Below are 18,953 nucleotides of genomic sequence, written 5' to 3'. Positions count from 1 at the left end.
TAATCGACCATATACATTGATTTATAGGCTTTAGTAATGCCATACCAACATATAAACATGCCCAAGCAAGGGCAACATATAACGGTAGATGAGCAAGGGCAGTGGGTTATTCCTTCAGAGCCTGTTATTGCCTATATTAATGGAGATGGTGTAGGGCAAGATGTCATGCCTGTTATGAGAAATATTGTAGATTGTGCTATTACACACTGTTACCAAAACAAACGAAAAATACATTGGATGCAAGTGTTTAACGGTGAGCAGGCTGCCAAGCTTTACGATGGTGATTGGTTTCCACAAGAAACAATACAAGCGGTAAGAGCATGTAAAATAGCAATAAAAGGTCCGTTAACAACCCCCTTAGGCGGAGGGTTTAGGTCTTTAAATGTTGCCTTGCGCCAAGAAATGGATTTATTTGTAAACATGCGTACCATCAAAGGAATGAGTGCTTTGCCTTCTCCATTAAAAAATCCCTTTTCAACTAATATTACCGTGCTTCGTGACAGTAGCGAAGATGTATATTCTGGCATTGAGTGGCAAGCTGGCAGCATTGAAAGTGAAAAAATGCTCGACTTTTTATGTGAAGAAATGGGGGTTACACGTCTTAGATTTTCACAAGACTGCGGGATAGGTATAAAAAATATATCCAAAGAGGGCTCTGAACGATTAACACGTTTTGCTCTTAATTTTGCCCTTAATAACAATCGAGACTCTTTAACTTTTGTTCATAAAGGCAATGTACTTAAGTTTACAGATGGTGCATTTAAACGCTGGGGCTTTGCGCTAGCCAAAAAAGAATTTAATGCTATTGAGCACGAAAATGGCCGATGGCTAAAAATTGTTCGTGATAGTCAAGCACCCTTAATAATTAAAGAAGTCATTGCCGATAACATGCTACAACAATGTTTAATGAACCCTGAGCAGTTTGATGTAGTGGCAACAACAAATCAAAATGGGGACTTTTTAGCCGATATGCTCAGTGCTCAAGTGGGTGGTGTGGGTATTATGCCAGCGGCAAATATGAATAATGATGTGGCTTTTTTTGAGCCTACTCATGGCACATTTGAACGCATTGCAGGGCAAAATAAAGCGAATCCAAGTAGTAGTATTTTGAGTGCAGTACTTATGCTTAAATTTATGAAGTGGGATGAAGCGGCGTTAACTATTGAAAATGCATTAGAAAAAACGTTAGCAAGCGGGCATGTTACTTTTGATCTAGCCCAGCAGGGCAGTGATACTTCAACAATTCATAACTCGACAACCTTAAGCTGCACAGACTTTGCAAATAAGGTTATCGAGCACTTTTAAACACATTCATTATTAAGCTGCTGACGCAGTATTAACAGTGTGCACGCATGGGCGATTAGTTAACTGTGCGGCACGGTGGTAAATGTTGTGTGCATTGGGTTCATCGCATTGTGTACCACTAAGCGTATCCATTAAAGCAACAACAATGATTGCAGGAACCTGGCAACAATACTCATCAAGTACCGCTTCAGTTGTTTGCGCATCTACATGACAATGCGGATGATTTTGCAGTTGGTACGCGTTTAGCAATGTTTGTACTTCAAGTACATCGTTTGGTTGGTGTTTAGTTTTACGACATGTACATCCAAACTCATCAACTAATGTCGCCAGTGTTTGGTATACATCTGTTGTTTGTAATGTTGCCTTAGAGCATAACTGCTCTTCAATGAACTGATGTAAGTTAGCATCAATAAATAATCCGTCTTGGCGTGTGAAAGAAGCTGTTGTCATAATAATTACTCTTAGTTTGTTGGCTTAACTTCACTCTAGCGCTAAGTGTATTATTAATGAAATTGTTGTTTTCAATAACTGACATTGATTCAATCAATATTAAGCTCGTTATACCTATTTTTCGCCTTAAATTTAAGGGCTTCTTCCTTTATTTAATTTGGTGCAAAAAATAAATAAATGCACAAAAGTGGTACGAATGTTAACTGAGGGACTATAAAGTTTTTAAGTAAGCTATTGAATTAAATTTAAATAAAAAATTTGGTATTAGCTTTGCTACATGGTGAACAGTAAGGTTACTCCCCTTGCTAAGACTTATACGACTCCAAAGCAAAACATCGAGACACTCACTATATTAAAGAGAGAGTCTCGATGTTTTATTTATTGCTAAATTAGTTTTTAAACGTTGTATTTTTAATTTACCCTAATATTCCGTCATTTTCAGTTTTAGCGCATAGATTTACAGAGTGTTGCATGAGCTGTAGCTACCCGTAATTAGGTAAGTAGAGAACAATTTCACACAAATGTGGCTTCACGGGTTGAAATTTATTTACTGGCTCATTTGATTTCTAGTATGTATACAGTGTTATTATCTATCTGCTACTGTTTTAGCAAACTCAAGTAGTTCACGGCGCAACCATTGATGTGCTGGCGCATGATGAAGCAGTGGGCTCCATATCATTTTTACCTCAATAGGTACTATTTGAAACGGAGGCGGACTTATTACCAAGTTAGTATGTGTTGTTAATAACTTAGCTTGCCTACGCGGTAATGTAGCTATCAGTTGTTCTGATTGGCAAAGTAAGCTGGCAATCATATAGTGGCGGGTAAATACCCTAATTTTACGTGTTTGCTCTAATTGCCAGAGCGCTTCATCTACCCAACCTAATTTTTGTTTACCTGACTTGTTAGTTACAGCAGCTTCGGGCCCCCAGCCAGCACGATTTACCCAAATATGCTCTTTTTGAAGGTAATCATCGAGTGTGGCGTTTTGTAAAAAAGTATTCTTGGGATGTGTTAAACAGCAGTAGTTATCGCGCCATACAGTAGCTTGGTGAAACGACCGGGGTAATCCATTAAAGCGGTTAATAGCAAGATCTATAGTGCCTTTTTCCATATCTTGCAGGTTGACATCGCTTGGGCTTAAAACGTCAAAATTAATACCCGGATTTTTATTTAATTGAGCGGTAATAAATGGCGCTATTAACGTTGATTCTAAATAGTCGTTTGCCATTATTCTAAAGGTTATTTCAGCCGTTGCGGGGTTGAATTGCTCACTTGGTTGAGTGATTGCCTCAGCCATTTTTAATAGGGCTTCTATTTCAGGTTTTAGTAAAAGTGCTTTAGCTGTTGGAGTCATCGAGCCGGCGGCGCGAACAAGGAGCGGATCTTCAAATAAATCACGCAATCGTTTTAGTGCATTACTCATGGCAGGTTGTGTTAACGCTAATTTATTGGCGGCTTTAGACACACTTTTTTCATCTATTAACACGTTTAAATAGACGAGAAGGTTGAGATCGACGTTACGTATATTCATTAGATCAATCTTATTTATTTGCTGTATTAATTATCTAAATTAAAGCCTGCTTGCTAAGGTGTAAACCATTAATAAAAAATAACCGCCATAACGGGTAAAAATATAAGTGTTATCAGCATGCCAAATACATTAATCGATGATTCAAATAATGCTCTTCAAAAGGTGATTGCAACAAAGCTAGCTCGTGCTGTATTTGCAGGGTTTGATGCTATGTTTGCTGAGTTTTTAAATATTACACTTGGCGCACAAAGTCGGTTTGAGCAACGCCAGTTCCATGATGTACAACGTGCAATGCGTGATCGGCTACAAGTTTACGAGCGCCAGGTAAAAAACGTGAGCGAAGCGGTTAAAGTGATTGCTTATCAAGAACTAGACTGCCCGCAAACATGGCAGTTAGCTAAAAATATTTACGGAGATATGGTCGAGTGCCATGAGAATAAACCCATTGCACATACATTTTTTAATTCTACATTCGGTGCTATTTGGGACGATAAAAAAATTCGTACAGTGCATTTATTTGTATTAAAAGCCAAATACCGCAGTGAGCCTCGTTCATTTGAAAGTTTAGTGAGTAGAATCTCGCTTAAAAATGGGTTTGATACTGCAATTTCACAGCTTATTACTAAGCAAATGTTTAGAGTTCCATTTAGCCAATTAAATGCAGATTTAGAGCGTTTGCAGCAAACTCTAATGCAAGGTGCTAGGCATCAATGTAAGCAGGTATATGAACTTATAAATTTAAACGACGGGTTTATTGAATACGCAAACTCGTTATTTTTTAGAAACAAAGCGTGTTATTTAATTGGCCGTTGTATAGCGAAAAATGGCGATAACATGCCGTTTGCTATTGCCATTTTAAACACCGAAAAAGGCCTAAAAATAGATGCGGTAATGATGGGGGCCGATCAACTAAGTTTATTATTTGGCTTTGCCCGTACTTATTTTATGGTAGATACCGACCAACCTGCGCGTTATGTTGATTACCTCAGTGTACTTATGCCACATAAAAAGCGGTTTGAATTATTTAATGCGATTGGCTTTATTAAGCACGCCAAAACTGAGTTTTACCGATATAAGGTGGATACCACCAAAAATAGCCCCACAAGTTTTAAATATGTCAATGCACCCGGTACGCCTGGCATGGTTATGCTGGTATTTACCATTGAAGGCTCAGATTACGTCTATAAAGTAATAAAAGATAAATTCAGTGCACCCAAAACCGCAACTAAGGCACAAGTAAAAGAAAAGTATAACTTTGTTAAACAAGCCGACCGGGTAGGGCGATTGGTAGACACCCACGAATTTAGGTATTTGGCGTTTGATTTAAGCCGTTTTAGCAAAGAACTATTAACGCAGATGAAAACACACATCGGCAGCAGTTTAGTTATATCGGGCAAGGCACTTATTTTAAAGCATGTGTATGTTGAACGAAAAATGACCCCTCTTAATTTATATATTAACCACTGCGATGAAATGGCATTAGAGCAAGTGATGCTCGATTATGGAAAAGCGATTAAAGATTTAGCCGGGGCGAATATATTTCCAGGTGACATGCTGATGAAAAACTTCGGTGTTACGCGTTGGGGACGCGTTGTGTTTTACGACTTTGATGAGATTTGCCCATTAACTCAGTGTAATTTTAGAGATGTCCCTCAATCACAAAATGCACTAGAAGAGCTTAGCAGTCATTCTTATTTTGATATTGATGAAAACGATATATTTCCAAGCCAATTTAAGGTTTTTTTTAGCGCAAATACCCATGCGTTTGAGTACTTTAACACCCACCACAGTGATTTATTCACAACTGCTTTTTGGCAACAGTGTCAACAGCAAATACAAAACGGCTTTTTACCTGATGTTTACCCGTATAAGCAAAGTTGGCGGTTTAAACCGGAATAATTACCCCCATATTTATAGTATGACTTAGTTAAAGCACAGGAGTGGTAATGAAATATATTTCCCATGAAGGTGGAGACCTTGCCTTTAGTGGTACCCGTAAACCGCAGCTAAAAAATCATGAAGTACTTGTTAAAGTGGCTGCAATTGGTGTGAATCGTGCTGACTGTATGCAACGCCAAGGTAAATACCCAGCCCCAAAAGGTGATAGCCCAATTTTAGGGTTAGAGTGCGCAGGCACTGTTGTTGAGGTTGGTAGCAAAGTGGATAAAATATGGTTAAATAAACGCATTTTTACACTGTGTGCAGGTGGTGCTTATAGCGAATATGTTGCCGTAGATGCCAAACAACTAATGGAGCTACCTGAAGACCTTACTATGGTTGAAGGCGCAGCCATAAGCGAAGTGTATTTAACTGCGTTTGGTGCATTATTTGAGCTTGGCAAATTACAATACGGGCAAACGGTATTAATCCATGCCGGGGCCAGTGGAGTAGGTGGTGCCGCAATTCAAATGGCAAAAAGTGCAGGGGCCACGGTTGTTATAACTGCAGGTTCAGATGAAAAATGCCAGCACGCCAAGGCACTAGGAGCCGATTATACAATTAACTACAAAACCACTGACTTTGTAGATTACATGCAAAGCCATAATTTAACCGCGAATGTAATTGTTGATCCTGTAGCAGGGCGTTATTTAAATAAAAATGCTTCAATTGCAGCCATGGACTGTCAAATAATTATGCTTGCCTTTTTAGACGGACGTTTTGCTGAGGTTGATTTTGCAGCGCTTTTGCGCAAAAGGATTTCGTTTCATGCATCAACCCTTCGTAACCGCAGTATTGAGTTTAAACGCCAACTAAGAGATGACCTAGTTGCACGCTTTTACAACGATATAGCATCTAAAAACTATAACTTTAACGTATACAGAACTCTGCCCTGGACACAGGCTGCAGAGGCGCATGCAATATTAGAGCGCAACGAAAATGCGGGAAAAGTCGTATTGCTTGTAGAATAACGCTTTATTTTACACGTTATGCCCATATAATTTAATCATGCACACGTTATTATAAAACCAAGGTTAAAAATGAATCCAATAATTGCAATTTTAAAAGAACACAATGTAAGCGATGAGAAAGTGAAAGCGTTATTTGAGGCGTTTACACAAAACCCAATGATGGCTATGGCACTTGTACAAGAGCTAGGTATTCCACCTGAAAAACTTCAGCAATTGATGGCCGTTGTTATGACCCAGCCCCATTTAATTAAAGAAGCGACTGAAGAATTAGGTTTAGACTTTGAAAAAGTAAAAGAAGCAAAAGATAAGCTCAATCAACAATAATTGTGTGATATTTTTAGTTAAAGAAGCACCAGCACCTGCTGATGCTTCTTTTTTTATTTAAACTTTAGTGCTTATTCTTTTGGAAGAAGTACCGTGTCAATGACATGAATGACGCCATTACTTGCTTTAACATCTGGCATAACAACGTGTGCGTTGTTTATCATCACGCCCATGTCTGTTTTGACCATTACTGACTGGCCCTGCAGTGTTTTAGCACTGTCTAGTTTAACCACATCTTTTGCCATCACTTTACCAGCGACGACATGGTAGGTTAGCACTGCGGTTAGTTTGTCTTTGTTATCAGGCTTTAGTAGCATTTCAACGGTGCCGTCAGGTAATTTTGAAAAAGCGGCATCGGTTGGAGCAAAAATAGTGAATGGTCCTTTGCCTTTGAGGGTATCAACTAATCCGGCTGCTTTGACTGCTGCAACAAGCGTTGTGAAAGAGCCATTTTCAACTGCTACATCAACCACGTCTTTCTTCATGCCATGATGATTGGCCTGCGCGGTCAATGAAAAACCCATGCTTGCGACGGTGATTAAAACTGCGGTGGTTATCTTCTTAAACATGTTAGCTTCCTTTACGTTAATATTTTATAAATTCCTAAGATGCTACGCTGTTGTAAATTTAATCGATCAAAAAGCATTTATTGGTCAAACATTTTTTGTTACATCCTTTTTTGAACTGCTAAAGCGGTGTTAGGTCATAACGTTATTCGATCAGTTAAAGGGAGTAGTTATGAAGGTGCTTTATAAATTTTGGAAAAATAATCGTTCACTCATTGTATTTATTGCCTTAATGAGTGTATTTAGAAGCGCTGTAGCCGATTGGTACGAAGTACCTACGAGCTCGATGAAACCTACAATTGCGCAAGGAGATAGAATTTTAACCGACAAAATGGCATACGACTTACGAGTGCCTTTTACACATATTTCTCTTCTTAAATTGAACGAACCACAAACCGGGGACATTGTTGTATTCGACTCACAAGCAGCAGGTAACCGATTAATTAAACGTGTGATTGGTGTACCCGGTGATACCGTTTCTTTGGTAAATAACGAATTAATTATTAATGGCAAAAAACTTAATTACGAACATGCACAAAATAATATCGATTCGGTTGATAAAATAGAGATGTTAAACGCTAAGGAGCACATTATTAGGGTGGCAAATGTACCATCCCAATTAGCTGACTTTAAAATGATCACCATTCCAGATGATTACTATTTGGCAATGGGGGATAACCGTGACAATAGCGCAGATTCGCGCGTAATTGGTTTAATCCCTCGTGGTGAATTACTCGGGAAAGCAAATAAGGTTATTGTGTCGCTTGATTACGATAATTATTATTTACCAAGGAAAGATCGTGTACTGCTCTCATTAAACTAAATTCATTTTGACTTTGTTTTAGCACAGTATTAAGTGTCTGCTTTAATTTAAGTTTAAACCATACCGCTTAATTACGGCTGAATCAAAGCCCTTTACCCAGTGGGGATGCTAGCTAAATAGTCATGAACTAATTGTATAAGAGCGTGCTTATCGTCTTGGTTTTTAATTACTTTTGAAAAGTCACTACTGATGGCTACGGCGCAAGCACCTGCATTAAACCACTGATTAAGGTTATCTAAATTTATACCACCAACAGGCATTAAATTGGCGCTATCAAATGGCCCTTTTAATGCCTTAAAATAGCCAATTCCCATACTGCCTGCTGGAAATACCTTAATAATATCCGCGTTATATTCAATCGCGTTAGCAATATCTGTGGGCGTTAAAGCTCCCATTAAAACGGGCAAATTATGTTGGTGGGCAAGTAACACTATATGCTTATTGGTATTTGGGGTGACTATAAACTGTGCGCCGGCATTAATTGCTTTTTTGGCAAGTTCAATATTTGTAATAGTGCCTGCACCTACCAAAATATGTTGGTGACGCGCACGCGCACTCTTTATTTCTTGCTCAAACCCCGGTGTATTTGAGGTTATTTCAAGCACCTTTATGCCCGCTTCAACTAGGGAGTCTAAAAGTGGGGCCACATCGGCTTGCTGTTTTAAGCGGATAATAGCGACTATTTTTTGCTCTAGAATTTTGCTGCAAATTGCCGTTTGTTGTTGAGTGACCGTACTGGGCATTGTGTTACTTTTTTACTATTAATTGACAGATGGTACAAAAAATCGATAAGAGTCGCAAACGGAGTATCAATAATACAAAAAAACCGCTGTAAATCAGCGGTTTTTTTATTCATAAGTGTAAGTTTACATTACACGCATACCTGGCTCTGAGCCGTCGTCAGGGTTAAGAATATAGATTTCTTTGCCGCCGGGTCCTGCTGCTAATACCATGCCTTCAGACATACCAAAGCGCATTTTACGAGGCTTAAGGTTTGCTACCATAACAGTTAGTTTACCTTCGATATCTTCAGGTGCGTAAGCTGATTTAATACCAGCAAACACTTGGCGCGTTTCGCCGCCTAAATCAAGTGTTAGCTTAAGTAGTTTATCTGCGCCTTCAACGTGCTCTGCCTTTGCAATTTTAGCTACGCGTAAGTCTACTTTTGCAAAGTCATCAAATTCAATCTCTTCGCTTATAGGCTCTTTTGCAAGTGGACTATTTGGATCAATTGTAGTTTGTGGCGCTAGGCTTTCTTTTGATTCTTCAACCATTTTGTTTACTTTGTCCATTTCTACGCGTTGCATTAACGGTTTAAATTTATTAATAGAGTGGTTTACTAGTGGTGTTTGCACTGCATTCCAAGCTAAGTCATCGTTTAAAAACGCTTCTACGTTTTCGGCCATGGCTGGTAGTACTGGCTTTAAGTAGGTAATTAAAACACGGAACAAGTTAAGACCAAGCGAACATACATCATGCGCTTCTTGTTGCTTAGTTTCGTCTTTAATGAGTACCCAAGGTGCTGCGCCATCAATAAATTGGTTCGCTTTGTCAGCCAAAGCCATGATTTCACGAATAGCACGGCTGTATTCACGGTTTTCATAATGAGCAGTAATGCTTGGAGCCGCTGCTTGAAACTCTTCAAGTAACTCTGGCTGCATAATAGTGCTACTTAGCTTGCCATCAAACTTTTTAGTAATAAAGCCAGCACAGCGACTCGCTATGTTTACTACTTTACCAACTAGGTCTGAATTTACACGTTGTGCAAAATCTTCTAGGTTTAAATCAAGATCAATAATGCCGCTGTTTAATTTAGCTGCGTAGTAATAACGAAGATACTCTGGGTTTAGGTTATCTAGATAAGTACGTGCTTTAATAAACGTACCCTTAGACTTAGACATTTTTTCGCCATTGACAGTAACAAAACCGTGTGCAAATACGTTGGTCGGCTTTCTAAAGTTAGCGCCTTCTAGCATTGCTGGCCAAAATAAACTGTGGAAATAAATAATATCTTTGCCAATAAAGTGGTAAAGCTCAGCGTCTGAGCCTTCAGCCCAAAATGCGTCAAAATCAATACCTTTTTTATCACACAGGTTTTTAAAACTGGCCATGTATCCAATGGGCGCGTCTAGCCATACGTAGAAGTATTTACCCGGTGCGTTTGGAATTTCGAAACCAAAATAAGGTGCGTCGCGGCTAATATCCCATTGTTGTAAACCGTCAGTAAACCATTCATCTAGTTTGTTAGCCATCTCTTGTTGAATAGTACCTGAGTGCAACCACTCTTTAAGCATGCCTTCGAATGCTGGTAGGTCAAAAAAGTAATGCTCTGAATCTTTTAAAATAGGCTCAGCACCCGACATAACTGAACGCGGGTTAATGAGCTCTGTTGGGCTGTAAGTTGCGCCACACGAATCACAGCTGTCGCCATTTTGGTTTTCAGACTTACACGTGGGGCAAGTGCCTGTTACAAAACGGTCGGGTAAAAATATCCCTTTTTCTGGATCAAATAGTTGTGAAATAGTGTGCTTTTTAATATGGCCCGCCTCATTTAAACGGTTATAAATTAGCTCACTAAACTCTTTATTTTCTTGGCTGTGCGTGCTGTGGTAATTATCAAACTTAATGTTGAAGTCGGCAAAGTCGCGCTGGCGTTCAATGCTCACATTTTTTACCATTTCTTCAGGTGTGATCCCTTGCTTTTGCGCATTTAGCATTATTGGTGTGCCGTGGGCATCGTCTGCGCAAACGTAATAGGTTTCATGCCCTTGTAGTTTTTGAAAACGTGACCAAATATCAGTTTGAATATATTCCAATAAATGACCTAAGTGTGTTGGGCCATTTGCATAAGGTAATGCGCTGGTAATCAGGATCTTTCGCTGTGCCATAATCATTCCGAATTGAGGATAAGCTACCGTTTTTACTATTCAAACGGCTGTTATCATTAATTTATCTATAAGTAGGTGGCTGTGCGCGCACACTGCTCATGGATTTTTATTAATTGACTGGTGTTAATGACCTGAATGTTACATAATTCCGAGGCACTTTTCATCAAAGAAACGCTATTTAATTGCTATGTTTGGACTGTCAAAACTTTTCTCTTCTAAATCGGTGCAAAAACAACCGATTATTGCCGCTTTAGCGGCTTATCGTAGTGCGGCTTTTGCCGTAGGAATTGACGAAAAATTTATTGACTCAATTTCTGAAAACGACGATAAATCACTACAAATCACTCTTAGCTTGCCTTTTGCCGCGCAATCAGAAATGCCCCTTGTTGAACTACATATGAGTGATGCACTCAATATTGCAGTATCGATAAAGTCAAAGGTCGATATTAAAGAGCCTGCAAAGTTTAAAGGGATTAAACATATTGTACTTATTGCCTCAGGTAAAGGTGGGGTAGGTAAATCGACTACAGCTGTTAATTTAGCGGGTGCATTAAAAGCTGAGGGAGCAAAAGTAGGTATTTTAGATGCTGATATTTATGGTCCTTCTATACCTATGTTATTGGGTCTTGTTGGTGCTGAGCCAAAAACAAAAGATAACAAACAATTACAACCGTTTGATGCCAATGGCATTAAAGCCCAATCTATTGGTTTTTTAGTGCCAAGCGATGATGCAACAGTATGGCGAGGTCCAATGGCATCCGGTGCACTCAGCCAATTACTGAACGAAACTGACTGGGGAGAGCTTGATTATTTAATTGTAGATATGCCTCCTGGTACAGGTGATATACAACTTACTATGAGCCAAAAAGTGCCTGCCAGTGGGACTGTAATTGTGACTACACCCCAAGATTTAGCGCTAGCAGATGCGCAAAAGGGTATTGCTATGTTTAATAAAGTGAACGTACCCGTACTTGGTTTAATAGAAAACATGAGCCATTACATTTGTAGCCATTGCGGTGAGGCAAACCATGTATTTGGCAAAGAAGGCGCACAAAAATTGGCGCATAAGCATGGCGTTCCCGTTTTAAGCCACATTCCCCTAGCTATAGATATAAGAGAGTACTCTGAGCAGGGAAAACTTATTGCTAACGATAACAATGCGGCAATAAGCAAAACATACAGCGCAGCAGCTAGGCTAATAGCCAGCACGCTATATTATCAACAGCATCACAATAGTATTGAAATTGTGATTTCGGAAGATTAAAAAGCATGAGACTTTCAGACACACATATAAAAGAACACTTACAAGATGGCCGTATTGTAATAGAGCCTGCTCCAAGCAGTGAGATGATATCGGGTGTGACAGCTGATTTGCGCCTTGGTAATAAGTTTAGAACGTTTAATGCCCACAATGCGGCTTATGTAGATTTGAGTGGCCCAAAGGATCAGTTAAATAAGGCCATGGAATCAATTATGAGTGAAGAGATTGAGCTTGCTGATGGAGAAGCCTTTTTTTTACACCCGGGCGAACTTGCATTGGCCATTACTCATGAAAAAGTAACCTTACCTGCTGACATCGTAGGTTGGTTAGATGGGCGTTCATCGCTTGCTCGTTTGGGTTTAATGGTGCATGTAACCGCACACAGAATCGACCCAGGCTGGAGTGGTAATATTGTATTAGAGTTTTACAACTCAGGAAAGCTCCCTTTAGCATTGCGCCCAATGATGAAAATTGGTGCCATGAGTTTCGAAATGCTCTCAGGGCCTTGTGAAAACCCTTACAATATTCGTAAAGATGCTAAATACAAAGATCAAAGTAGTGCAGTAGCGAGTCGCATAAGCGACGATAACAGCTAAATTTAATCGTGTGTATTATGAAGCGCATAACCTAATAGTTCAAAATAATGGTTAAGCGCCTTACCCGCTTTGGCGATGTGATGCGTTGGTGGGTATATTAAATTACTTGTTTGTAAGCCGCCCACTAAAAAACTATTTTTTATGTGGGGGGTTGCAGATATACAGGCTTCAAAACATCGAGCGGCAATTTCTTCAGGCATACTCATATAATTCATATTATGTGCCTGGTCGTGTTTAATACATGCTTGCACAAACTCATTGGCATTTTCGCCATTTTCATCTAAAAATACTTCTTTATAAAAACTGTTCAGCGCGTCATTAAGTGGGTGCGATAAATTTGGCGTGTTAGAAAGCCAAAGTTTTGATGCAAAGCCATAGCGTGGCTTTGCTTTAAATAAATGCTCACTAATGTGATGATCAAACGCGTGAAACCACTCATGGGCCAATGCTCCGCCGCCGGCATTTTTTGCAAGCGCCAGTGTTTGACTGCCAGCATTATAATGAGCTTGAACTCCTTTTTGGCCACCGTGGCCAAATGCAAAGTTTAACTTGCCGCGTAGGCCAATGGCTTTAGGTGGTAGGTGCAGTATTTGCGCAAGGTCGGCTAGGCCATCATAAATTAAATTAGCACTAATAAAATGCTCTTCTTTAGTGACCCATTTACCAACCACCATTGATCTGAACCCAAATGTGGTTCTTATATCGCTAAAATCAACTTGGTCATCAAAGCGATAATCAGGGCCTTGGCGAGTAAATCCTCGTTTTAATCTATTTGGGTAATGTCTCATCTGTTTTATGAAAAACTAAATTTAAGTTAAGTAACGTGCTTTTACGTGCTCGGGCATATGTTGGGTCTGTTTATTTATTAATTCTTCTAGTAGTGCAAATAAAGGCTCTGGGTTTAATTGCTCAATGAGGGTTAAGCTATGTGCAACGGCTTCAAGCGTTGAAAGGCTGTCGGCACGAGGCGCTTTACGAATAGTGTAACGATTTTTAGGTACTTGTTTAAAACTGATGGTTTTAAACTGGCTAAGTATGGGAGTGAGCTGCAAAATTTTATAAGCTTTATTCCATGTACCATCGATAACAATCAAATGGGTAATATAGTTGTTAGTTGTGAAGCTTGGCTCATCTAAGTAGGTGGCGTCATCGTTAGGGTAAAGCAGACCTGTTGATTCTTTTGGCAGGTTATTTAAAGCCTTAAAGTCATGGCTGTTTTCACCTTTTATTATTAAGCAATTAGTTAAACTTAACTTAAGTAGTTTTGCGGTGTTTTTGGCTGTTTTTTCTTCGCTAGGGTGTTGCAGAATAACAACTTTAACTTTATTAGGTATGATTTTGACAGCGCTGCATACGCAGGTGTTGAGAGCAAAATTACAATGATTACAAAGAGTGCGTGCCATTTTAAAAACTTTCATAACGTTATTAACCCATTAATTATACATTTGTACGGGCAATTAAGTTGGTTTTTTTTGTTTATCAATATAAAGTAGTTATTACAATCAGAATACTTATGGATAGTTTGAGGACTTAAATTATGGCAGACATTACCATAGACACATCAGCATTAGAAAACATGAAATCGTTACTCGGAGAGCAGTTTGCTGATACGCTCGACTTTTGCTGTGCAGAGTTTGAGCGTTTAGGTTCAGAAGTTGTGGCAACAATTGGCAAAGATAAAGAAGCCGCGATTCGTCATTCTCATAGTTTAAAATCAAATGCAGCACAGTTTGGAGCCTCGAGTCTTGCTGAGGTTTCGCGCACTATTGAGCTAAGTTTAGTTGATGACGATTTAGACAAAGCAATGGACGCATGTGCAAGCTTAATGCCGCAGGTAGAGGGTTCTCAATCTGAATTTAAACAGTGGCTAGATGCTCAATAACAAACGTGAATTAATTTCAGTTTTAAGCTGTTAAATTTGCTGGTGTTTTATATTTACTCGGTTAGTCTAACAGGTTACCGGGGGCTTTTATCATTAAGATAAATTAGACCTTGCTAATATCAAATTAACTTACAAAGGTCATCAGGCGCCAGCGAGTAGAGGTAAAATGTCAGATATAAAAAAGAGTCATAAATTAGAAGGCGTGTGTTATGACATTCGTGGTCCTGTTTTAGCTCAAGCTAAGAAAATGGAAGACGATGGTCAAAAAGTCTTAAAATTAAACATTGGTAATCCTGCTGCTTTTGGCTTTGATATGCCCGAAGATATGCATCGCGATATCATCCGTAACTTGTATTCAGCCCAAGGTTACTGTGACTCTAAAGGACTTTACTCAGCCCGAGTGGCTATCTATCAGCATTATCAACAACGTGGATTGAACAATTTAGATGTAGACAACATTTACATTGGTAATGGAGTGAGTGAGCTAATCCAAATGATCACCCAAGCCTTACTTAATAACGATGATGAAGTGCTCATCCCTGCGCCTGATTATCCGTTGTGGACTGCGTCTGTTAAGTTAGCGGGTGGCAACCCTGTTCATTATTTGTGTGATGAAGAGCAAGATTGGTTTCCTGATATAGATGACATAAAAAGTAAAATCACCTCTAAAACTAAAGCCTTGGTGTTAATTAACCCTAACAATCCGACCGGTGCGGTATACAGTGATGACCTGCTTAAGCAATTAATAGATGTTGCTCGAGAGCATAAATTACTCCTGTTAAGTGACGAAATTTACGAAAAGATTTTATACGATGGCATTACCCACACTTCAATTGCTTCATTGTGTGATGATGTGCCTATGATTACTTTTAATGGTTTAGCTAAAACTTATCGTGCTGCTGGGCTAAGAATGGGCTGGATGGTTTTAAGTGGCAAAACTTCAGCCATGGACGATTTAAGTAAAGGGCTAGATATACTTTCGTCAATGCGTTTATGTGCCAACGTGCCTGCTCAATATGCTATTCAGCAGGCATTGGGTGGTGTGCAATCAATTGATAACTTAATTAACCCGGGCGGGCGTTTGTACGAACAACGTGACATTGCATGGCGTGGTTTAAATGCAATTGAAGGCATTAGCTGCAAAAAGCCAAAAGGGGCTTTATATGCTTTTGCTAAAGTAGATACTGCCCATTTTAAAGTGAAAAACGATGAGCAAATGATGTTTGATTTGCTAAAAGCCGAAAAAATATTGTTAGTGCATGGGCGGGCGTTTAATTGGCCAGAGCCTGACCATTTTAGGCTGGTTTTTTTACCCAATAAAGATGACTTAACTGACGCAATGCAAAAAATGCAACGTTTCTTTAAAGATTATCGCCAGTTATAAAAACTTTATAAAAAAACGAGCCTGTTGGCTCGTTTTTGTTTTTAAAGGCGAGTTATTAATATGCTTTATCTACTCTTACAGTATTATCGCCTAAATAAACTAACCTCACGTTATCACCTCTGTGAAATCGCATACCTTGGTCTAGGTCTTGAACCACCATAAATTGATCGCCATTTTCTACCTGAATGAGTAATTCAACTAACTGAGTTTGTATATAATAGCTACCTTGCTGACTATTGTTAGCAACGCTTCCACCAATAACGGAACCTAAAATTGTGGCTACAGCACGACCGCTGCCACCACCAAACTGATTACCAATAACACCACCAACAAGGGCGCCGCCAAACGTTTTCCAGCCATTCTTTTTGTCTTGTATGAGTTCTTGCTCGGTGATATTTCGTACTGATTTGATGTCACCAAATAGAACTTTTTGAACTGCCACGGCTTTATTTCGCTCGTATTTAGCAAAAGAGGGCGCACTTAATGTAAGTAAAACGCACATAATTACAGCAATTGCTTTCATAACTTACTCCTGTCGGCTTACCACCCAAACGTTGATTTTTCTTTAGTTTTACGAATCTCAGTTTCGTCTGCCCACTCGATTAGGCCGCTTTTCATATCCATTAGGCGCATTGTAAATTTATAATATACATCTGATTTATCAGCATTTGTTTTTACTATGCTTGATAGGTTGCCATACAACATGTACTGCGCACCAATTTGTTGTCCAAAAGCGACCGCTGTTGCAGGATTAACTAATGCATCTTCATTTTGAAAGGTAAGCTGTTCACGAACAGCTTCTACGCGTGTCATGTCAACAAAACGGAATTTACCGCTGCGTAGCATTTGTGTTGAAATAGAATCAGTGATTGATTCTGTATCAATATGTTCACTGGTTTTGTTTTTTATGCGCTCAACAAATACAACCGGACGGTTGTTTTGGGTCATGCTTCCTACCACTGGCGAACTGAGTAGTGAGTCGGTCATTTGGCTGGCAACTTTTTGTAAATCAGTAGAACCAAAATTAATATCCGTTGTTTCAACTGCTTGAGCGTCACCATAACTGACTACAGCTTTGTTTGCACAGCCGCTTAAGATCAATGCGCTGAGCCCGACTAATGCGTAGGTGGATGCTGTTTTAAATGCGGTGTTCATAGTACTTTCCTTTAATCTTAATCTTAATCTTTAAATTCTTGAGACTGAGTTGATACTTTTCTGACTGCTAGTGAAAATGTCACTGCATCAGAGCTTGGCGCTAGGCCAGGTAATTGTGTTTTAGCAAAACCAAATAAAGTTAATGGTTGCCAGGGTGAATGATTTCCTTTAATTACAAATCCGTCTTTATCAAACCATTTAAATTGATACTGTAAATATTGTGATTTTTTATATTGGCTCGAGAGGGTAACCACCACATCAGTTAACTGATTTGTTTGACGCGTTTTAACGTCGGTAATGGCAAGTTTTTCACCTAAGTCAGGGTTATCCACTCTAAGTTGATCATTAAAATTTCCTTTAGTTTGTTCAACCGATATACCTGATGTTACAGGCTGTGTTGCACAAGCACTTAGCAGTAATACGGCACACATTGGCACTATGTATTTCATGGTAACTCCTAGAGTTGAACTACATGGTAGTTAAAATAGTTGTTAATAGAGGTTAGGTAAATTAAGGTTAACCCTTGCTTACTAACGGTAAAATTAATTGGCGGTTGATTGCCAATATTTAATGAATGTTCACCTGCTGTGAGACTTTTACGTGCCACAGCAATTTGATTTGGTAATGTAAGCCAACTTCGGGTGTCGGCTTGCTCTGACGCTAAATTGTATATATTAGCTAATATATTTCCTACATCACCAGCACTACGCGCAAGCTCAGCGCGGACTTTTTCTTTCGTTATAAGCCGTAATACTTGGCGTGTAATTTTGCCTGGTATTTCTTGTTCAAGCGTTTTGGCAGCAAGGGCTTCTAAATATACTAACGGTGATAATGCGACGTTTTGCCCAGCAATACTCACATTTTGTATCGAGCTAATGTAAGCACTATCTTTATATACCGGCATTGCAAGACTATAAAAACGAACATCACCTCGACTTGTATCAATCGGTAGTCTTAATTTAAATTCGGTTTGTTTAGGTACCAAACCTTGCTCAAGTAATACAACTACTTCACCATGGGAAGACTTTAAAGTGGTGGGTTCGCCAAAGCGTTGTTTAAATTCGTCAAACTCTTGCTGAAACCCTTGTTTTTTAGCTAGGCGAATTACATCCTGCTGTAAGTATTTATTATTTGGTTGTATCGCTAACGCTTTTTTGTAGTCTATATAGGCGTCGTCAAATTGTTTTGCACTTTGATAAAGTAAAGCGGATAAGTAAAATGTGTAGGCGTTTTGAAAGCCATTTTTTACGTCTCTTGTTACATTATCCATGCTTGGGTAGTGCTGCTGTGCTTCGTTTTCTTCTGAATCAATTTCTGACTGATTACTGATAAGCTCATCTGCCTGCACTTTATTTGCACGGCGTACTTCTACTAATGCGCCTTCAATATCATTTTTATAAACGTAGTTAAGCGCTTTATAGCTATGAAGCATACTCATTTCATACGCTGGTGGAACATAGGTAATTGCCGAGTCATTCGTAAATAACGCATTACTTTGTTCAAGCCCGGCACTTAGCTGAATTTTTGCTGCCTGACGTTTAGTTTGCATTTGGGCATATACATTTTCGAATTTGCTTTGAGCGTCGTCAGCTGAATCAGCAAGGTCGTTGATACGCGCTTGTTCAAGTTGGTTAAGCAAATAACTACTGTGCATAGAGGTATTGTTAGCAATTAAGGTTTTAGCTTGCTCTAAGTTATTATTTTCAATTGCATTTCGCACAGGCGTCATTTGTGTGGCGTAATCATTAAATAGGTCATTAAAACCCATCGAGTTACAGCCACTCAAAATAAAACAAACGCTAAAAATTATACTTCTGCGCACACAGCACTCCTTTTAATCTACCAATGTAGGTTAACACACTCTTTTTGAGCAAGA

Annotated in this window: 20 protein-coding genes; 9 read left to right on the top strand and 11 right to left on the bottom strand. The window is 39.1% G+C overall.

Annotation, left to right across the window (positions count from 1 at the left end):
• Positions 1 to 36: 36 nt before the first annotated feature.
• Positions 37 to 1,305, top strand: a complete 1,269-nt coding sequence (gene icd, locus KZZ04_RS03250; RefSeq protein WP_219421777.1) for an NADP-dependent isocitrate dehydrogenase — start codon at positions 37 to 39, stop codon at positions 1,303 to 1,305.
• Positions 1,306 to 1,317: 12 nt separating this feature from the next.
• Here icd and KZZ04_RS03245 read toward each other — a convergent pair whose 3' ends face one another.
• Positions 1,318 to 1,755 carry a hypothetical protein gene (locus tag KZZ04_RS03245; protein WP_058404408.1) on the bottom strand — a complete coding sequence of 146 codons (438 nt, stop codon included), beginning with the start codon at positions 1,753 to 1,755 and terminating at the stop codon, positions 1,318 to 1,320.
• Positions 1,756 to 2,341: 586 nt separating this feature from the next.
• Positions 2,342 to 3,289 carry a LysR family transcriptional regulator gene (locus tag KZZ04_RS03240; RefSeq protein WP_058404409.1) on the bottom strand — a complete coding sequence of 316 codons (948 nt, stop codon included), beginning with the start codon at positions 3,287 to 3,289 and terminating at the stop codon, positions 2,342 to 2,344.
• Positions 3,290 to 3,406: 117 nt separating this feature from the next.
• On the opposite strand from KZZ04_RS03240, the gene aceK reads away from it, so the two are divergent.
• From aceK to KZZ04_RS03225, 3 genes are all read left to right on the top strand, one after another.
• Positions 3,407 to 5,188, top strand: coding sequence for a bifunctional isocitrate dehydrogenase kinase/phosphatase (gene aceK / locus KZZ04_RS03235; protein ID WP_219421776.1), 1,782 nt, complete (start codon positions 3,407 to 3,409; stop codon positions 5,186 to 5,188).
• 47 nt (positions 5,189 to 5,235) lie between these two features.
• Positions 5,236 to 6,198: a zinc-binding dehydrogenase gene (locus tag KZZ04_RS03230; protein WP_138530032.1), complete on the top strand. Its 963-nt coding sequence runs from the start codon at positions 5,236 to 5,238 to the stop codon at positions 6,196 to 6,198.
• A 69-nt stretch (positions 6,199 to 6,267) separates the two neighbouring features.
• Positions 6,268 to 6,522: a DUF2999 family protein gene (locus KZZ04_RS03225; protein WP_058404412.1), complete on the top strand. Its 255-nt coding sequence runs from the start codon at positions 6,268 to 6,270 to the stop codon at positions 6,520 to 6,522.
• Between the two features lie 71 nt (positions 6,523 to 6,593).
• Here KZZ04_RS03225 and KZZ04_RS03220 read toward each other — a convergent pair whose 3' ends face one another.
• Positions 6,594 to 7,091, bottom strand: coding sequence for a fasciclin domain-containing protein (locus KZZ04_RS03220; RefSeq protein WP_219421775.1), 498 nt, complete (start codon positions 7,089 to 7,091; stop codon positions 6,594 to 6,596).
• A gap of 169 nt (positions 7,092 to 7,260) precedes the next feature.
• On the opposite strand from KZZ04_RS03220, the gene lepB reads away from it, so the two are divergent.
• Positions 7,261 to 7,911, top strand: a complete 651-nt coding sequence (gene lepB / locus KZZ04_RS03215; RefSeq protein ID WP_219421774.1) for a signal peptidase I — start codon at positions 7,261 to 7,263, stop codon at positions 7,909 to 7,911.
• A 92-nt stretch (positions 7,912 to 8,003) separates the two neighbouring features.
• Here lepB and KZZ04_RS03210 read toward each other — a convergent pair whose 3' ends face one another.
• A complete protein-coding gene (locus tag KZZ04_RS03210; RefSeq protein ID WP_219421773.1) occupies positions 8,004 to 8,654 on the bottom strand; it encodes a bifunctional 4-hydroxy-2-oxoglutarate aldolase/2-dehydro-3-deoxy-phosphogluconate aldolase in 651 nt (216 codons plus the stop codon).
• A 123-nt stretch (positions 8,655 to 8,777) separates the two neighbouring features.
• A complete protein-coding gene (gene metG, locus KZZ04_RS03205; RefSeq protein WP_138530040.1) occupies positions 8,778 to 10,799 on the bottom strand; it encodes a methionine--tRNA ligase in 2,022 nt (673 codons plus the stop codon).
• Between the two features lie 187 nt (positions 10,800 to 10,986).
• Here metG and apbC point away from each other — a divergent pair, with 187 nt between their 5' ends.
• Positions 10,987 to 12,063 carry an iron-sulfur cluster carrier protein ApbC gene (gene apbC / locus KZZ04_RS03200; protein ID WP_219421772.1) on the top strand — a complete coding sequence of 359 codons (1,077 nt, stop codon included), beginning with the start codon at positions 10,987 to 10,989 and terminating at the stop codon, positions 12,061 to 12,063.
• Positions 12,064 to 12,068: 5 nt separating this feature from the next.
• Entirely contained in the window at positions 12,069 to 12,656 is a 588-nt protein-coding gene (dcd, locus tag KZZ04_RS03195) for a dCTP deaminase (protein WP_058404418.1), read from the top strand.
• A gap of 2 nt (positions 12,657 to 12,658) precedes the next feature.
• On the opposite strand, the gene KZZ04_RS03190 is transcribed toward dcd, so the two are convergent.
• Positions 12,659 to 13,444, bottom strand: coding sequence for a CLCA_X family protein (locus KZZ04_RS03190; protein ID WP_219421771.1), 786 nt, complete (start codon positions 13,442 to 13,444; stop codon positions 12,659 to 12,661).
• 21 nt (positions 13,445 to 13,465) lie between these two features.
• The gene (locus KZZ04_RS03185) at positions 13,466 to 14,059 is read right to left on the bottom strand and encodes a tRNA-uridine aminocarboxypropyltransferase (RefSeq protein ID WP_219421770.1); all 594 of its coding nucleotides are present in this window, start codon (positions 14,057 to 14,059) and stop codon (positions 13,466 to 13,468) included.
• A gap of 134 nt (positions 14,060 to 14,193) precedes the next feature.
• Here KZZ04_RS03185 and KZZ04_RS03180 point away from each other — a divergent pair, with 134 nt between their 5' ends.
• Both KZZ04_RS03180 and KZZ04_RS03175 read left to right on the top strand, forming a co-directional pair.
• The gene (locus KZZ04_RS03180) at positions 14,194 to 14,538 is read left to right on the top strand and encodes an Hpt domain-containing protein (protein WP_058404420.1); all 345 of its coding nucleotides are present in this window, start codon (positions 14,194 to 14,196) and stop codon (positions 14,536 to 14,538) included.
• Positions 14,539 to 14,704: 166 nt separating this feature from the next.
• Entirely contained in the window at positions 14,705 to 15,922 is a 1,218-nt protein-coding gene (locus KZZ04_RS03175) for a pyridoxal phosphate-dependent aminotransferase (protein ID WP_058404421.1), read from the top strand.
• A 55-nt stretch (positions 15,923 to 15,977) separates the two neighbouring features.
• Here the strand turns inward: KZZ04_RS03175 and KZZ04_RS03170 are convergent, their stop codons facing one another.
• From KZZ04_RS03170 to KZZ04_RS03155, 4 genes are read right to left on the bottom strand one after another with little or no spacing between them, the layout of a single operon-like run.
• Positions 15,978 to 16,445, bottom strand: coding sequence for a glycine zipper 2TM domain-containing protein (locus KZZ04_RS03170; protein ID WP_219421769.1), 468 nt, complete (start codon positions 16,443 to 16,445; stop codon positions 15,978 to 15,980).
• 17 nt (positions 16,446 to 16,462) lie between these two features.
• Positions 16,463 to 17,077, bottom strand: coding sequence for a penicillin-binding protein activator LpoB (lpoB, locus tag KZZ04_RS03165; RefSeq protein WP_219421768.1), 615 nt, complete (start codon positions 17,075 to 17,077; stop codon positions 16,463 to 16,465).
• 23 nt (positions 17,078 to 17,100) lie between these two features.
• Entirely contained in the window at positions 17,101 to 17,526 is a 426-nt protein-coding gene (locus KZZ04_RS03160; protein ID WP_058551836.1) for a YcfL family protein, read from the bottom strand.
• An 8-nt stretch (positions 17,527 to 17,534) separates the two neighbouring features.
• Positions 17,535 to 18,899, bottom strand: a complete 1,365-nt coding sequence (locus KZZ04_RS03155; RefSeq protein ID WP_219421767.1) for an adenine DNA methylase — start codon at positions 18,897 to 18,899, stop codon at positions 17,535 to 17,537.
• Positions 18,900 to 18,953: the final 54 nt, after the last annotated feature.

Source organism: Pseudoalteromonas sp. CR1, assembly GCF_019392235.1.
Taxonomy (GTDB): Bacteria; Pseudomonadota; Gammaproteobacteria; order Enterobacterales; family Alteromonadaceae; genus Pseudoalteromonas.
Note: the sequence above shows the minus strand (reverse complement) of the source record. Positions and strands in the feature narration are given on the sequence as shown.

Coding starts and splice junctions, on each gene's coding strand:
- KZZ04_RS03175 (WP_058404421.1), top strand. CDS start 14,705: ATGTCAGATATAAAAAAGAGTCATAAATTAGAAGGCGTGTGTTATGAC.
- KZZ04_RS03180 (WP_058404420.1), top strand. CDS start 14,194: ATGGCAGACATTACCATAGACACATCAGCATTAGAAAACATGAAATCG.
- KZZ04_RS03170 (WP_219421769.1), bottom strand. CDS start 16,445: ATGAAAGCAATTGCTGTAATTATGTGCGTTTTACTTACATTAAGTGCG.
- apbC (WP_219421772.1), top strand. CDS start 10,987: ATGTTTGGACTGTCAAAACTTTTCTCTTCTAAATCGGTGCAAAAACAA.
- icd (WP_219421777.1), top strand. CDS start 37: ATGCCATACCAACATATAAACATGCCCAAGCAAGGGCAACATATAACG.
- lpoB (WP_219421768.1), bottom strand. CDS start 17,077: ATGAACACCGCATTTAAAACAGCATCCACCTACGCATTAGTCGGGCTC.
- metG (WP_138530040.1), bottom strand. CDS start 10,799: ATGGCACAGCGAAAGATCCTGATTACCAGCGCATTACCTTATGCAAAT.
- KZZ04_RS03185 (WP_219421770.1), bottom strand. CDS start 14,059: ATGGCACGCACTCTTTGTAATCATTGTAATTTTGCTCTCAACACCTGC.
- aceK (WP_219421776.1), top strand. CDS start 3,407: ATGCCAAATACATTAATCGATGATTCAAATAATGCTCTTCAAAAGGTG.
- KZZ04_RS03245 (WP_058404408.1), bottom strand. CDS start 1,755: ATGACAACAGCTTCTTTCACACGCCAAGACGGATTATTTATTGATGCT.
- KZZ04_RS03240 (WP_058404409.1), bottom strand. CDS start 3,289: ATGAATATACGTAACGTCGATCTCAACCTTCTCGTCTATTTAAACGTG.
- KZZ04_RS03160 (WP_058551836.1), bottom strand. CDS start 17,526: ATGAAATACATAGTGCCAATGTGTGCCGTATTACTGCTAAGTGCTTGT.
- dcd (WP_058404418.1), top strand. CDS start 12,069: ATGAGACTTTCAGACACACATATAAAAGAACACTTACAAGATGGCCGT.
- KZZ04_RS03230 (WP_138530032.1), top strand. CDS start 5,236: ATGAAATATATTTCCCATGAAGGTGGAGACCTTGCCTTTAGTGGTACC.
- KZZ04_RS03225 (WP_058404412.1), top strand. CDS start 6,268: ATGAATCCAATAATTGCAATTTTAAAAGAACACAATGTAAGCGATGAG.
- KZZ04_RS03210 (WP_219421773.1), bottom strand. CDS start 8,654: ATGCCCAGTACGGTCACTCAACAACAAACGGCAATTTGCAGCAAAATT.
- KZZ04_RS03190 (WP_219421771.1), bottom strand. CDS start 13,444: ATGAGACATTACCCAAATAGATTAAAACGAGGATTTACTCGCCAAGGC.
- lepB (WP_219421774.1), top strand. CDS start 7,261: ATGAAGGTGCTTTATAAATTTTGGAAAAATAATCGTTCACTCATTGTA.
- KZZ04_RS03220 (WP_219421775.1), bottom strand. CDS start 7,091: ATGTTTAAGAAGATAACCACCGCAGTTTTAATCACCGTCGCAAGCATG.